9 protein-coding genes are annotated in these 15,660 nt (G+C 42.2%); all 9 read right to left on the reverse strand.

Translation table 11 applies throughout. The annotated features are described in order from the left end of the window. Positions 1 to 16 precede the first annotated feature (16 nt). Complete coding sequence (locus tag BRLA_RS11600; protein WP_003337630.1) at positions 17 to 1,336, reverse strand: diacylglycerol/polyprenol kinase family protein; 1,320 nt, start codon at positions 1,334 to 1,336, stop codon at positions 17 to 19. Next, the gene (locus tag BRLA_RS11605) at positions 1,333 to 2,475 is read right to left on the reverse strand and encodes a BtaA family protein (RefSeq protein ID WP_003337631.1); all 1,143 of its coding nucleotides are present in this window, start codon (positions 2,473 to 2,475) and stop codon (positions 1,333 to 1,335) included. The genes BRLA_RS11600 and BRLA_RS11605 overlap by 4 nt, the downstream gene beginning before the upstream one ends. Beyond that, the gene (locus BRLA_RS11610) at positions 2,468 to 5,146 is read right to left on the reverse strand and encodes a PEP/pyruvate-binding domain-containing protein (RefSeq protein WP_003337632.1); all 2,679 of its coding nucleotides are present in this window, start codon (positions 5,144 to 5,146) and stop codon (positions 2,468 to 2,470) included. Before BRLA_RS11610 ends, BRLA_RS11605 begins: the two co-directional genes overlap by 8 nt. 21 nt (positions 5,147 to 5,167) lie before the next feature. Beyond that, positions 5,168 to 6,094: a UbiA family prenyltransferase gene (locus BRLA_RS11615; protein ID WP_003337633.1), complete on the reverse strand. Its 927-nt coding sequence runs from the start codon at positions 6,092 to 6,094 to the stop codon at positions 5,168 to 5,170. Continuing rightward, positions 6,087 to 7,385 carry a hydroxymethylglutaryl-CoA reductase gene (locus BRLA_RS11620; protein WP_003337634.1) on the reverse strand — a complete coding sequence of 433 codons (1,299 nt, stop codon included), beginning with the start codon at positions 7,383 to 7,385 and terminating at the stop codon, positions 6,087 to 6,089. The genes BRLA_RS11615 and BRLA_RS11620 overlap by 8 nt, the downstream gene beginning before the upstream one ends. A gap of 1,019 nt (positions 7,386 to 8,404) precedes the next feature. Further along, on the reverse strand, positions 8,405 to 9,427 hold the full coding sequence (locus BRLA_RS11625; RefSeq protein WP_003337635.1) for a FecCD family ABC transporter permease: 1,023 nt from the start codon (positions 9,425 to 9,427) through the stop codon (positions 8,405 to 8,407). Then, complete coding sequence (locus BRLA_RS11630) at positions 9,427 to 10,443, reverse strand: FecCD family ABC transporter permease (RefSeq protein WP_425304186.1); 1,017 nt, start codon at positions 10,441 to 10,443, stop codon at positions 9,427 to 9,429. Before BRLA_RS11630 ends, BRLA_RS11625 begins: the two co-directional genes overlap by 1 nt. Before the next feature lie 436 nt (positions 10,444 to 10,879). Next, positions 10,880 to 12,604 (reverse strand): ABC transporter ATP-binding protein, encoded by a 1,725-nt coding sequence (locus BRLA_RS11635; RefSeq protein WP_041752152.1) that lies wholly within the window; start codon positions 12,602 to 12,604, stop codon positions 10,880 to 10,882. Positions 12,605 to 13,310: 706 nt separating this feature from the next. After that, positions 13,311 to 15,605, reverse strand: a complete 2,295-nt coding sequence (metE, locus tag BRLA_RS11640) for a 5-methyltetrahydropteroyltriglutamate--homocysteine S-methyltransferase (RefSeq protein WP_003337640.1) — start codon at positions 15,603 to 15,605, stop codon at positions 13,311 to 13,313. Positions 15,606 to 15,660 lie beyond the last annotated feature (55 nt).

Genomic DNA, 15,660 nt, shown 5'->3' on the forward strand with positions numbered 1-15,660 from the left:
CTCTTTTCGCTGATCATTAAAAAAGCAGAATTCCCAAAATAGAACCAACCGCTGCGCATATTGGTTGGATTAATACGGCTGCCTTCGACCTTTTAAAGACAAAGAGATAGTAAATACCGCTGGCCATAAGCATGCTTACGGCCGCCCAAATCGAATGGACAACCACTTCGCTGCTCAGACCTGAACGAAGCACTAAAGCCGTCAATGTCAGCCCCCAGTTTTTCAAAATGTTTAAAAAAAGATAAATTAACAGATGCCTTTTCTGAGACGATTGAAAGATTTCCGTGAGACTAAAACAAATGGATTGGGCCAATAGACCGATCAGAAATGCGAAGAAAAAAACTTCACTTTGTGTTTGCTGGTACAAAAATAACCATACAAAACTCATTGTATATGTGGCGATGAATAGACCTATTTTTTTGCTGGAAAACAGCTCAGTTGAACTCTTCAAAATAATCGGCGATGACACGGAATGCAGCAGCAATACCACTAGAAAGTCTATTCCACCAATAGCCCAGCTCACATACGAAATGACTGATATTCCCATTAAAGCCTGTGGACACACGACCTTCGTTCTTCTGCATGCTTCAAGCAAGATAAACAGTAAGAGTGCTAGAGTGAGCGCCAACAGCAAATGGGCATTGTCCTTTACGATGAGAAACTTGAGCATCATAAAGCTCACAATTGGTACAACTAAATTATCCTTCCCGCCCCAGGAAACGGACTCAGCTAAAGTGGCTAACAGTGACACTGTAATAGAAATCATTAAATTAGCCATTCCGTCCATCGGAAAAAACAAAAATAAGGTGATGTGAGTCGATAAAAAAGCAACTAAAAAGAAGGCAAATGACCCTTCTATGCTCTTCATACCCTCGGGAACTACGTATCTCACCTGACCGTAGCGAACGCCGACAAGAGCAGCGATCGCATCAGCTAACGTGAGAATGATGAGAGAAATACTGTACAAAACCCGTTCTTCTTGTTCCGTAAAAAGGAGAAGAATCGCAATACTCATCACAAAGTACATCTCACCAAATGAATAACGCGAAACATCAGATAAGATTTTTCCGGGTCCATTCTTTAGCCGAGTAACTCGGAAAAGAAATAGAACAATTGCGACAAACCCTAAAACAACCAATACAGGCCAATCCTGACCAAAAAGCCATGGAGCAACCAATGCGAATGTACCAGAGCTCATATGAAAAAGCTTACGAACCCATTCTGGATCAGGCTGGTACCTGACCTGGTAAAAACGCAATCCTGCAATCAACAATGCTATGGCGGCAAGCAGCAGCACAATACCGAACCATGGATGTAAGGGAATAATACCACTCATATGATTTCCTCCAGTACAAACGCACTGTAAAAGAAAGCCTTATCCTGCTTAAAAAGTTCCTGACTCAAGCTGGTGAGTGGACGAAGTGACTCCTCCATGCTCACAGGGCGACTTCGGGGAACCAGCATATTCCAGTAAGCCAATCGTCCTTTTTTCCTCCCCGCTTGTACCAAAACCTTCAGTAAATTTTCATATTGGTCTTCGGACATATATTCAAAAATGTCACTCAGATTGTACTTATCAAATGCGTTTTGGCCCACATGCTGTAAATACTCTTCAACTGATAAGCAATGCCATTCAATTCGATGCAGGTTGTTTCGTATAGCATCAAAATTTTCAGGTCTTAATGCATACGGTAATGCATGACTATGTCGTCCTTGTAAAATCCACTGGAGATAAGGATTTTGCATAGGATCAAGCTCAGTTAGGGCATATTGGGCTCTTTGTAAAATCCTTGCTGCCACACTGCCCTCTACATAGCGGAAAAAACGGGTATCACGCCCCAGCCTTCCCATGACAAATCGGGAAAAAAAGAACTGGAACATCAATCTCCAGCGTAACGTATTCCACTCTTTTTGATAAAATGTGCGGCGATCCTTTGGCGTGCGGTTCTGAAGAAGCTTTTCCACGCGAGAGCGAGAATGGACAAGAGGTAAGATTGAATCGCGAAACATTGAAAAATACTGCTCAAATTTCCCAATGCTTCCAATCCCAGATTCTATAGCGGTTGATTGAGAATCCCAATAGTTTTTTACTAGCGGTGTGAGCTGCTTGCGACATTTTTGGTATAGTTCATTTCGCCGATTACTTGGGATCGAGCCCATAAGTTCTAACAGTTCAGTATGTGTCAGAGCAGAATAGGCTGCCACGCGTAATTCCAAGCAGGCAAGCTGTGCATGGCTCAAATCTAGTGCAACAACACGCTCTGGCGACTTGCTTAGCATCGCTAGTGCATTGTCACCAGAAGAGGCGATAGCTAAACAGTTATCTCCAGGCTGAATATCTAGTGCCTCTAGGAGGATGTCAGCATCCTCCCAGCACTGGGCATAACGGATTAAGGAAAAGTCAACTTCGCTAGCTAGCTTGGGGCGCGCATCTATCGTTACTTTCTGGGCGAGATTTCCAATATTACTAGGCACTGATCGATCCCTCCTCCGGGGTGATCTTACGAATGACCCCTGTACTACCGTCAAATTCAACCCAATCTCCTGTTTTCAACCATCGAGTCAAACCAGTTACAGAAACGATTCCTGGAATACCAATCTCACGACAAACAATAGATACATGAGACAGCAGACTTCCTCGTTCGACCAACAATCCGGCTGCTGAGGAGAAAAGTACGATCCAGCCTGGATCAGTCCGCTCAGCTACAAGGATTTCTCCTGGAAGCAACGTCACATCACGGGGATCCGTAACCACACGAACCGGACCACGTACGACACCCGTCGCACAACCGATTCCTTTCATCACATCCCCTGTCAGTGGTTCTTTAGGGCTTTTCGCTTTAAACGTATTACCTTTATAAATGACGCCATACGTTTCAAAGCGATCCTCAGGCACATCCATTTCATGATATTTTTCAAATTCAGCTTTTCGCAATGCTACTAGTCCCTTTAGGTTGCTGCATGTTGCAGTTCCGTCTGCCATACCAAGCAATTCTCCCACTTCCAAATAGAATACATCGCGGGGATCGTCAAGCAGATCGAGTGCATAAAAGCGACGCCCCATTTCAAGAAAGATGGAACGGCAACGACCAAAGACTCGTGTTCGTTCGAATCGTAGGTTTTCCCGATCACGAACACGCAATCGCGCATTTTTAAGTACCCAGCGAAAAAGGACTCGACGAAACAGATTGAAGCCGATAGATTGAAATGCTTGCTCCTCTGCCATGCGTCTTATTTCTTCCTCGCTTGGTCCCATCTCAGTTGGGGCGGGACGGGATGCAAGATGGCCAATAGAGCGCAACAACGGAAGCGGGTTGTCAAACAGATTAACGCTCTCTAGCTTGAGTTCATCCAAACAACGATCTCCGAATTTGTCCAAATAAGCCTCGTACTCTTCTTTAAATGCAGGGAATCGATCCATTTCCTTCATGATTTCTGCTAGAGTGCCATTGCAGAGGATGTCGATGAAGGTGGCATCTTGGTTCGTTAGCTTCATCAGCTTTTTCATACGCATTGCTGGTTCTGCACTGATAATGCCACCTTCTGCTGCGAGCAGTGAATTCTGTAGGGTAGAATCTTCATCATTGCACCATTTAGTCGTCAGCTTTCGCAATAAACCGTAGTAGATCATAGCTCCAAAATCATTAATCAATGGGGCATCCCAACGAGTTAGAAGCTGACCTTGTAGCTTCAGATAGTAGTTGGCTAGCTCGACTGTACTGTATTGTTGCAGGTCTGGGCGTGTAATACCAAGCGCATTGTTTAAGCGTTGGTAAAAAACGTCGATCGTCTTTGGCAAACGTCTGAAATTGCCAATCAATTTAACAATTGTTTTACCAAGACGCATTGCATCCTTGAGTTTGTCTTGCATGCTCACCTGCTGTTGAACATTATCCGTCAGTTGCTGGGGAAGTGCTTCCTTAACCCCCATCATCTGTTCCATAAAACCTCGATTCATTTGATAACCAGGAAGCAGTGCCAGACAACGATACCAGTTCAGCAGGTTGTAATACACTCGTCCATTGACAAGGCCAATCATGCAACGGAACACGGAATCCCGATTAACAATCTCCTCAGCGGAAACCCCCATTATTCGGCAGAACGACTTGTATACCTCAGCATAAGCGTGACGGGCAAATGAAAATGTCAGGGGGGTTGTGATACCGCCATAGCTTTCTGAAATATTGCTGTTATCCCATAGATTAAACTCATCATCAGGGTCAATCATCTCCGCTAAGTTGGTGATTGGACGTGATTGCAAGAGATAGAGCTTTCCATCCTGAATGGCCCACTCAATATCCTGGGGTCGTCCGAAATGGCGTTCGCAACGGCGGGCTAGCTCTGCAACTGATCGCACTAGTTCATCTGTAAGGGCTGGCTGATTTGCCTTCTCAACCGCTACCTCTTCACTCTCCACGCCCTCATCGCTTTCCATTGAGAAACGATGCGCAATCAGCTTTGTCGCTATTTCACGCTCCACAATCTCCCCATTACGATTCACTTTATACGTGTCTGCATCGCATTCTCCTGATACTAGCGCTGTTCCAAGCCCGTACAAGGCCCCCACGATGGCAATTTTTCTTTGTCCCGTCAAGGAATCTGCACTGAATGCTACCCCGGCTGTTTCTGAGTCAACCATTCGTTGGATAAGAACTGCGGGTGGCTGGGGCAGCAAGCTAAGCCCCTTTTCTTTTCGATAGGTCAAGATTCGTTGACTAAAGCCAGATCGCCAGACCTGAAGCACCTTAGCTGGCACATCCTCTGGTTTGACAAACAAGTAGCTTTCTAGCTGTCCAGCAAAGGAGTGTTCAGCCCCATCCTCATCTAATGCAGAGGAACGGACAGCCACCAATTCATTATTTGCGCAAAGTATCTCAACTTCTTTTTTTAACATCGCCTCCACATTCGGTTCTAAAGTAATGTGCCTTAAAACCCGGGTGACTGCCTCTTCTGATTGAAGAACCGCTCCCTTTAACTCCTCCATAAGACTTTTTGGAACACTTTCCATAAAAGCCTCTGGTGTAAGAACAAACCACTCGGGAATCACCATACCTGCCTGTCCCAGCAAAGCGAGGGCACGAGCTTTACCGCCCATCTTTTGCAGCTCATTCTCCTCTGCACGGTTCATTTGTAAAATATACGTCATGTGCTATAACCTCCTTTTCACCTAAAATAAAAGTGGAACAAGTCCCAGGCTAAGATACAGCAAAATAATGAGTAGACCCGAAACTTTTTCTATAGCCTGTGCTACTTTCGTTGTCATAGATTTAAGAAACGTCACTGCCATCCAAACTGCGATCAGCACATTTAATCCAGCACACCACATCACGATTTGGCCAGCGCCCACTTGTACGGAAGCCATCCAAACCACGAAAGATGTCAAAAACACAACGGCCACCCATATCCAGGTTGCCCTTTTGTAGCCCCACAAAAAGCTGTAGGTCTCGACACCATATTCCTCATCCTCGGGGATTCGAATCTTGCGCCCGATCTCCAGAATGATTCCGTTTCCGTAGCTGGCTAGTAAAAGCCAAGGAAGCCCAGAAGGAATTGTATCTGAAGCTGTCACCCAGTCGCATGCCACGATATACATCACAATCATCGGCATCATTACCATATGGGACAGCAGGTAAATAATTGGGTGAGCTTTTAACCATTCCTTGACAAAAAATTCCTTACTCATTAAAGCTAGATAGCCCCATGCAAGCACTAACCAAAAAATAAGCTTTGGAGACAACCAATATGCCATACCAAGTTGAAGAAGTCCTATGAAAACACCAAGCACTCCGAGATGCTTCAGGGTTACAACCCCACGCGGAACAGCCCGATACGAACGAAATCGGGAGTCTTCCTCAAAGTCCTTAAATTCATCAGCAATGCGCAACAGCAAAAAGAACAAAAAAGTCGACAAGAAACCAATTACAAGCGACTGGAAACTGGGTGAAGACCCGTTTCTCAGAATAGAAGAGTAAAGCATCGTAGATATACTGAATACAGCGACCACGATTCCATTTTGAACAACGGGAAATCTCTCCCGCTGATAAATCCACCAACGTCTCGACCAAGAAAGCTGTTGATAGCTCACATTAGACATATTGCTTCACCATCCCTTGAGCTGTTCCATCTGTGCCACGAGAAAGCTTATGATGGGCTCTAGTAAAATCATCAGCGGCCAATGCCGCAATGATCGACAGTTCCCCGGCTAAAACTAGACCGGCACATACCTCCGCAAGCGCGTGTACATGTCCAGCACCTGAAAGTCCCATAATTTCAAGGCATGCCTTTTGACTCGGCAACCCTGTACCTCCGCCCACCGTACCCACAATAACATTCGGTAACGTTATCGATGCATACAGGTCCCCATTTTCTGTTAGTTCGAATCGTGTAACGCCAACGGACGATTCAGATACACAAGCAACGTCTTGTCCTGTTGCTAGATACAAGGCAGCCAAACCATTAGCTACGTGACCTTGGGAACCAATCATACCTTGCAGAACTCCACCTACAAATGCCATTCTCCAGTACTTTTCCATATTTTCAGGAGTAGTGTGGAAGCGTTGGCGAACCAATTTTGCAGGTAATACCACTTCAGCACAAACCTTTTTCCCTCTCACGGTCATGAAAGATTTTGCAGAAGCTTTCTTGTCTCCCGAAAAGTTCGCTTCAACAAAGCTATTCTTGAACGGAACTGGTGAATGCTGTCGAATATAGTTGCAGATTTCTTGTGTTGCGATCGTTACCATGTTTTGTCCAGATGCGTCTCCAGTTGAAAACTCGAAAATAAGATACACGTAGTTACCCTCGATCATATGATCCATTCTAATAAGCTGCCCAAAGTTTGTTGTACTCTGGGCAACCTCGCGGAAGGTATCAAATTCAAAAACCGCCCAGTTAGCAAATCGACTCGCCTCTACTACGCTCTCAAAGATAAAGCCAGGGGTCCTCCCAATCGCTTCTTTCAAAATCACTGTTCTGCATCCACCTGCTTGGCTAATGACCTGCGCACCACGACTATAAGAAGCTACGAGAGCAGCCTCGGTAGTAGCTAAAGGAATATAGTAATCACCTTGGGCATAAAGACCATTGATCCGTAAAGGACCAGCCAAGCCTACCGGGATACTGACAGTGCCAATCAGATTCTCAATGTTTTTTTGATACAACTCAAGTTGGTCTACGGTTTGATTGCCTAGTAATTGTTCCTTGGCCTCAGGTCGAACCGACAGTAATTCCCATCTAGACTCGATAGCTTTGGACGAAACTCTTGCTCCCCCGGGTACACGTTTTGGAAGGGGGCTATCGTTGGTAGCAAAATGCTCCTGATATAGATTGTCATCAACACTACGCAGCATGTGATTATCTACTTTTTTACTAGTTGAACATTTCATTGTTTTATCTCCTTTGCAATATGGTACTGGTATAGTTCTAGAATCATTTAAATGAGCCTCTCCCAAGCTTTTTTGCGAATGGAGAGCCTCTGGATGAAAGAGCTGCATAAAATTTTCAATATTAGCAAAATTCCTGTCATAAGAAACCAGTACCAAGCACAATTTATACTACTATCCAAATGAATAGCCTTGCTTTTTGTCTATCTTTGCCTATCAGATTCAATATGATTGTTTCTCTTGTTCAAAAAACTGGTGTTTTACGCTACATTTTTCTTATCCTAAGTGGGTTGTATGGGATTAGTTCGCTCCTTAAAAACCCAATTAAGAAATTTCTATTAATTCAAGCGACAACGATACAATTTTATAAACCTAGTAAGCAAATCTGACTCACAAAAAACGGACCGCTGAATCTGCTAGAAATGAGTGAATTACGCAATAACAAAAATCATTTTCCACACAAAAATGAGTTATTACAAAAAATTAAACAATGCGAAACTGCTAGAAAAGCTATTATTCCTCCTCTCTTTAGGGAATCTATTCTGAACACTTAAAATTACCCTTGCTGAATACTAGCACAATATGTCAAAAAATACAACTTTTTGTAATTCCCACTTCCTGAACATAGTAAGCCCACATTCTTATTCACAAGACATGCAATCCTAACCTTTTTCTTAGAACAAGATAAGCTCACAGCAATATATTGATACTGGGATTCTTTGCTTGTTTCTGGAAAAACGTTACACCTTAAATGTAAATCAAGTTTCTTTTTACATAATATATATTTTTTTACAATTTATTGACATTTAGTAACATTCTTTTTCACTTTTTTCACTTTCAAATGTAATTCGACTACAAGTAACAAGCAACAGTGCTTTCCCTGCCTATCTAAGAACAGGAAGAAAGAACTGATTTGTACAAAAAACAGGTTATCTTTTACTCGATAACCTGTCAGCTTGAAGAGTCTCCTATTTGGAGCCTCGTATACGTCTTTTAAAATGTATTATTGGTGGAAAACCTGTCTATGACTTCGATTTCATTAACAAATAAATAAAATAAGGAGCCCCTAAAGCAGATACTACAATTCCGACTGGTAATTCCGATGGAGCTAAGATATTGCGTCCAATCGTATCGGCAGAGAGTAAAAGAAGTGCTCCAAGCAGTGCAGCCGTAGGAATTAAAATTTGATGCTTCGGTCCTACCATTTTTTTAGCTAGATGAGGAGCAACCAAACCAAGGAACGATATTCCTCCTCCAACCGCCACGCAAGCACCTGCTAACGCAACAGCCGTTGCTAGTAACAATCTTCGTTCCCTCTCTACATTCGTCCCTAAACTCACAGCAATATCATCGCCTAGATGCAACACGTTTAAATAGCGTGCTTTATACATGGTATAAGGAATAAGAAAAACAATCCACGGAAGTGTAGCCAGTACATATGTCCAATTCGTACTCCAAATGCTCCCGGACAACCAGATCATAGCCTTCATAAAATCTGTATCGTTCATTTTAAGCTGGAACACAATTAGGAATGCACCCAATATCGCGTTCAAAGCAATCCCGACCAAAATCAGCCGTGTCGGAGTCACACCATTTTTCCATGCTAACAGATAAATGATAAAGGCAGATAGCGAAGCTCCTAGTAATGCTATTACTGGCAAAATAAAAATAGACATGGTGCCAATGGCTGTCATCGAGCCACTAAATAGATAAATATAGATGACGACAAACAAGCCTGCTCCAGAATTAATTCCGATAATTCCCGGTTCAGCCAATTCATTTTGCGAGACACTTTGCAAAATAGCTCCAGAAATAGCAAGACCAGCTCCAATTAATAAAGCAATAACCATCCGTGGTAGCCGAAACTCAAATAATATCAACTGATGATCCGCTGTTCCAAATCCAAACAAGGTTACTATGACATCCACGAGTGCAATGCGAATAACTCCTAAATGTAGACTGACAAAAAATACTACGATGATCAGCGATGTAATCAATCCAAGAACTACCCAGGGGCTTTTTCTTCCTTTTTGCAATACTTGCATTATAAGCCCCTCCCTTCACGTCTAGCCAAATATAGAAAGAACGGTGCTCCTAGAATGGCAGTCACAGCCCCCACTGGCGTTTCAAAAGGGGCATTTACTAAACGAGCACCAATATCAGATACAATGAGCAACAGTGCTCCTAGTAAAGCGGAGCAAGGAATAATCCAGCGATAATCTACTCCTACTAATGAACGTGTTATATGTGGAATTACCAGCCCCATAAATCCAATAAAACCAGCTACCGCTACAGATGCTCCTGTCAGTAGCAACACAACCAAGGTACAAATCACTTTAATGATAAAATTGCGTTGTCCTAAGCCTTTCGAAACATCTTCACCTAGACTAAGAATCGTAATAGAACGCGCTAATAGCAAAGCAATCGGAAGCCCGATAGCCCCCACAAGACATAACAATTCGACACTGATCCAGGGCGTATTTGCCACCCCTCCTGCAAACCAGAAGCTTATATCCTTAGCTACATGAAAATGAATCGCGATGGCAGAAGATAGCGAAGTAAGTAATGCGCCTACCGCTGCACCAGCCAGTGCTAATTTTACGGGAGTTAGCCCCCCTTTAGACAATGATCCAACAGCGAATACGAGACCAGCACCTAATCCTGCTCCCATAAAAGAAAAGGCCATCATGCTCATGTTTGACAGACCTGGAAAAAAGGCAAAGGCCAGCGCAATCGCAAACCCCGCTCCATTCGTTATGCCCATAATGGACGGGTCCCCTAGGGGATTTCGGGTCATGCCTTGCATAATAGCTCCCGATACAGCCAAAAAAGCCCCCACTAAACCTGCCGCTATTGACCGAGGCAAGCGTAATTCTTGAATAATCTGATGGGAGGTTAGGTCAGGATTAAAAGAAACAATGCTTGACCACACCGTCAAAAAATCAATATCTGCTGCTCCCAAAGAGATAGAAGCCACCATTACAAAAACAAGTGCTATGAACAAACCAATAATCATGATAAGAGCAATTGCGGGTCTAGATTTGTGCTTTAGCTGTTTCATTGCCCCGTCCTGCTCATTGTGTGATTCGTGGGATACCATTACTCTATCATTCCTTTGTAAAATTCATCCTGTTATCTATTGATTGCTATGAATAATCTGTCTGAAAAAAGATGCATCTGCCCCCTTGTCGTATGTATCATGGATTCCTTATAAACAGAAACAAGCCTCTTTTTCAGTCCAGTATCCTTGAAAAAGCGCCTCTTGTTACATCAATGATTATCATTCTCAAATGATAGTATCATACCTTCTACTACTTTTACATAGAAAAAATGAGGTCTAATCGAAGACCACAAGCGATTCAGTAATTCCCGTTCAAGCCGAAAAACCACCTTAGAACCAACAACTATAGATTCTTTCTACTAAAAAAAGCATCCCATTTTATCCATTTTATTCGGATATTGTGGAATGCTTTTTTCGTGACACGTAAAAATGACTTTTATTGTACTAATGTAGAAAATTGAGCTTCATGCAATCTACTATAAACTCCTTTTGCCGCAAGTAACTCCTGATGATTTCCTTGCTCTGTAATTCCGTCTTTTGTCACAACCACGATACGATCAGCATTTTTAATCGTTGCTAAACGGTGTGCAATGACAAGTGTCGTTCTTCCTTCAGACAGTTTTTCCAGTGATTTCTGGATCGCTAGCTCTGTCTCTGTATCCAAGGCAGATGTTGCTTCATCCAAAATAAGGATAGGCGGGTTCTTTAAGAACATACGCGCAATGGCTAAACGTTGCTTCTGCCCACCTGACAGCATGACACCTCTCTCACCAATAATCGTTTCCAATCCATCCTTTTGAGAGAGAATGAATTCTTCCAATTTAGCATGACGCGCAGCATCCCATATTTCCTCATCGCTAGCTTGTAAGTTTCCATATTTAATATTCTCTCGAAGTGTTCCTGAGAACAAGAAAACATCCTGCTGAACAATCCCAATCTGTTTACGTAAGGATTCCAGCTTCAAATCTCGAATATCCATTCCATCAATGGTAATTTTGCCTGAGGTAACATCATAAAAACGTGGCAATAAACTGCACAGCGTTGTTTTTCCAGCACCGGACGGCCCGACAAAGGCTACAGTTTCACCTGCACGAATGGTTAAATTGATACTGTTTAGGATATTTTCTTTATTTTGATAGCCAAAGGTAACATCGTGATATTCTATGTTTCCTTTTAAATGATCTACAGCGATCGCGTTAGTAGAGTCAGCTATATCTGGAGCAGTATCTAAAAGCTCCACATAGCGCTTAAAGCCAGCAATCCCTTTTGGATAAAGTTCAATAACTGCGTTAATTTTTTCAATAGGTTTAAACAATATATTTGTGAGCAATACAAAACCTACAAATTCACCTGCTGTCAAATGCCCCTTAATGACAAACCAAGTTCCACAAATCAAGACAAATAGTGTCACTAGCCGCATAAGCAGGTAGCTGATAGACATATTCATAGCCATGATCTTGTAAGAGAGCAGCTTGGTCAAACGAAAACGACCATTATTAATAGCAAATTGAGCTTTCTCATACTCCTCATTACCAAATGCTTGTACCACACGAATGCCACCAATGTTATTCTCTACTCTCGCATTAAAATCTGCAATATCGGAAAACATTCTTCGAAAAGCAACCGTCATTTTCTTGTTAAAGAAAACGGTTAGCCAAATCAAAAAAGGAATAACGAGGAATGTGAGCAAGGCTAATTGCCAATTAATATACAACATGACACCAAATGCACCGCAGAGGGTCATGATAGCAATGAACAAATCCTCTGGCCCATGGTGAGCTATCTCTCCAATTTCCATCAAATCATTTGACATACGAGACATTAAATGTCCTGTCTTGTTATTGTCAAAAAATCGGAATGACAGCTTCTGGATATGGTCAAACAGCTTTTTCCGCATATCCGTTTCGATATTAATACCAAGCATATGTCCCCAATATGTGACAACAAAATTAAGGGCTGTGTTTAAAACATAAATTCCCAACAAAGCAAAACAAGCCCCAATAATCAGCGACCAATTTTGCCCAGGAAGCAGTTTATCGACAAATTGATTAACTGCCAAAGGAAATACTAATTCTAGTAAGCCTGCAATAATGGCACATGAAAAATCCAAAATAAATAACCCTTTATAAGGGCGATAATAAGAAAAAAACCGGCGTAACACGAATCTATCACTCTTTTCTCTCTTGTCTACTAATGAAAACATTACTGCTAAGTATAAACGATCAAAAACTGAAAGTGAATATCTTTCTCAATTAGAAGTGTAGGTAAAAATTTTTTGCTCTTTTTTGTAAACTTGATACCTTTATTACTCTACTCACACGTTGACGTTACTCTCCAACAAAATGTTAGAAGGAAATGGTTGTATTTTCCACAATTCCAGCTTAAATTGTATCCTAGGGATCAAAAAATAACTAGAATGGAGCTAAATCTACGCCCTGACGGTTTTATTGCTTGGAACACTTCTGATGAATCTTCACTCATACCAAATATTGAAAAGACTCTGACTGCCATCATGCTGCCCTAGTTTCTGAGTCTGTAACTACCCATTTTCTTCTATTGTTCCTTGTGTAAGAAAACAACTATTTATCCCTTCTTATAGCACATGAATCTTCGTTATAGAACCTTGTATAAAATAGAATGGCAGCATTTCAGTGCTTAGGGTATCACCCCATTTAGAAATGCTGCCAATCAACCAACCCGGTTGTTTTTGATCTTTATATTCTCTGTCCTTTACTTATTTTCAGTATTGTATTGTGATGATTCGTATTGGGGAAACACAGGATCTGTGAAGGTATGTTTTGAATCTCGTACTCTTTTTGCTGGTACTTCCATTTCTCCCCTTCGACTGCCTTCCACTCTAGTAAATCCTAGGGAATAGCTGTTATGGTGTTACGAACTAATCGAGTAGCAGTCACCATATTTTCTAAGGAAGCGATCGTTTCCTTACGCCCCCTTGTTTTTAACCCGCAATCGGGATTAATCCAAAATTGTCTGGGTTCAAGGACATGTAGAGCATTCTCTATCATTTTTACCATTTCTTCTACAGCTGGAACGCGGGGACTATGAATATCATAGACACCTAGACCGATTCCTTTCAGATAGGAATGATTATGGAAAGCATGGATTAGCTCACCATGGCTGCGCGATGTCTCTATTGAAATAACATCTGCATCCAGTTCGCTAATAGAATCGATAAAATCATGAAACTCGCAGTAGCACATATGGGTATGAATTTGGGTCGTGTCTTTTACAGTAGAAGTCGTTAAGCGGAAGGCTTTTACAGCCCATTCTAAATATGCTTCCCATTCCGTTTTCTTTAACGGTAACCCTTCACGTAGTGCTGGTTCATCAACCTGAATCATCGTGATCCCACTAGCTTCTAGCGCCTCTACTTCTTTTTGTAAGGCAAGTGCAATTTGATAGGTTACCTGCTGTCTGGAAATATCGTCACGCACAAAGGACCAATTTAAAATCGTAACAGGTCCTGTAATCATTCCCTTGACCGGTTTCGTTGTAAGAGATTGTGCATAGATACTCTCCTTGACTGTCATCGGCTCAATAAACTCTACATCTCCATAAATAACTGGTGGTTTTACACAACGTGAGCCATAGGATTGCACCCATCCGTTTTTAGTAAAAGCGAATCCACCTAGTTTTTCGCCAAAAAATTCCACCATATCTGTCCGTTCAAATTCCCCATGAACCAACACATCAAGCCCAACCTTCTCTTGTATGTCAATCCATTCCCGGATTTCTGCTTGCAAAAATTGCTCATATTGCTCTACCGACCATTCCCCCTTCCGCCATTTATTTCTCGCCTGACGAACTTCTGTTGTTTGTGGAAAACTACCAATCGTTGTAGTAGGGAGAATTGGTAACTGTAATTGGTGCTGTTGTTGTTTTCGACGTTGTTCATAAACAGATGCACGGCCGATCTGATCTAGTTGCAAGCTGGCAACAGCCTCATGTATATGTGGGCGATTGCGAGCTACAGAGTTGGCTACCCGTTCTAAAATGGTTTGATTCTCAGCAAAAATCTCTTTAACGCTTTCCTCTCCGTTCTGCAACCAATCTGTAATATGCTTGATTTCAATTAGTTTTTCATCTGCAAACGCCAATGAATCTTTAACTAGTGGATCAAGCTGTATCTCTTGATTTAGACTGATTGGAACATGAAGTAGACTACTAGATGGCTGAATCCAAATACGGGATGCATCGACATGCTCTTTGATTGTAGCGAGAAGATTTGTCTTTTGAGTCAGATTTGCCCGCCAAATGTTTCTACCATCAATGATGCCCGCCCCAAGTACTTTATCCTGTGGGAAACCATTTGTTGTAATCTGCTCAAGGCTGCGTCCTCCATCATGGATAAAATCTAATCCAATTCCTGCTACAGATAGCTTACTCACTTCATTGTAAAATGTAACGGAACCAAAATAGGTTTGTAGCATGATTTGTAGTTGTGGAACAGCCTCATGAAGCTGTTCATAGATGTAGGAGATCGTCTTCATTTCGTCTTCGGATAAAGATGTTACTAGAATGGGCTCATCTATCTGAACCCATTCCACGCCTTCCTGCGCTAATTCTGTTAGAACCTGCACATAAAGAGGGACAAGCTGTAGGATAATCGCCGGTATCTGGAGCCGATCGAACCCTTTGGATAGCTTAATAAAGGTATACGGTCCTATTATGACAGGTTTTCCTTTAATCCCTAGCTCCTCTTTCGCCTCTTTATAAGCAAGAAGCGGTTTATTTTCGGTCAGGACGGGTTTGATGTCCTGAAACTCCGGCACGATGTAGTGATAATTGGTATTAAACCATTTGGTCATTTCGCAAGCAACTGCATGCTGATTTCCTCGTGCCATTGCAAAATAGATGGACAAAGGTACTAGCCCACCAGAATATTCATAGCGTTTTGGAACATATCCAAACATCACAGCCATATCCAACATGTGATCATACATAGTGAAATCATTAACCGGGATCAGATCAATCCCTATTTCCTTTTGTTTTTGCAGGTGCTGGAGTCTGCTTTGTTGCATTTGGGCAAGAAATTCCTTCTCTTCAATTGTCCCGGCCCAAAATGCTTCTAATCCCTTTTTCCATTCGCGATTTTCCCCAATGCGTGGATATCCTAAACTGCTACTTATTCCTTTATTCATGCTTGTTCGCCCTCCTAAACAGGTTATATTTTCGGTAAAAAACACAACTCAAACA

It is taken from the genome of Brevibacillus laterosporus LMG 15441, assembly GCF_000219535.2.
In the GTDB taxonomy this organism is placed as follows: domain Bacteria; phylum Bacillota; class Bacilli; order Brevibacillales; family Brevibacillaceae; genus Brevibacillus_B; species Brevibacillus_B halotolerans.

Excerpts from the sequence above, each read along its gene's own strand:
- BRLA_RS11630 (WP_425304186.1), bottom strand. The coding sequence starts at position 10,443 with ATGAAACAGCTAAAGCACAAATCTAGACCCGCAATTGCTCTTATCATG.
- BRLA_RS11615 (WP_003337633.1), bottom strand. The coding sequence starts at position 6,094 with ATGTCTAATGTGAGCTATCAACAGCTTTCTTGGTCGAGACGTTGGTGG.
- BRLA_RS11600 (WP_003337630.1), bottom strand. The coding sequence starts at position 1,336 with ATGAGTGGTATTATTCCCTTACATCCATGGTTCGGTATTGTGCTGCTG.
- BRLA_RS11625 (WP_003337635.1), bottom strand. The coding sequence starts at position 9,427 with ATGCAAGTATTGCAAAAAGGAAGAAAAAGCCCCTGGGTAGTTCTTGGA.
- BRLA_RS11610 (WP_003337632.1), bottom strand. The coding sequence starts at position 5,146 with ATGACGTATATTTTACAAATGAACCGTGCAGAGGAGAATGAGCTGCAA.
- BRLA_RS11620 (WP_003337634.1), bottom strand. The coding sequence starts at position 7,385 with ATGAAATGTTCAACTAGTAAAAAAGTAGATAATCACATGCTGCGTAGT.
- metE (WP_003337640.1), bottom strand. The coding sequence starts at position 15,605 with ATGAATAAAGGAATAAGTAGCAGTTTAGGATATCCACGCATTGGGGAA.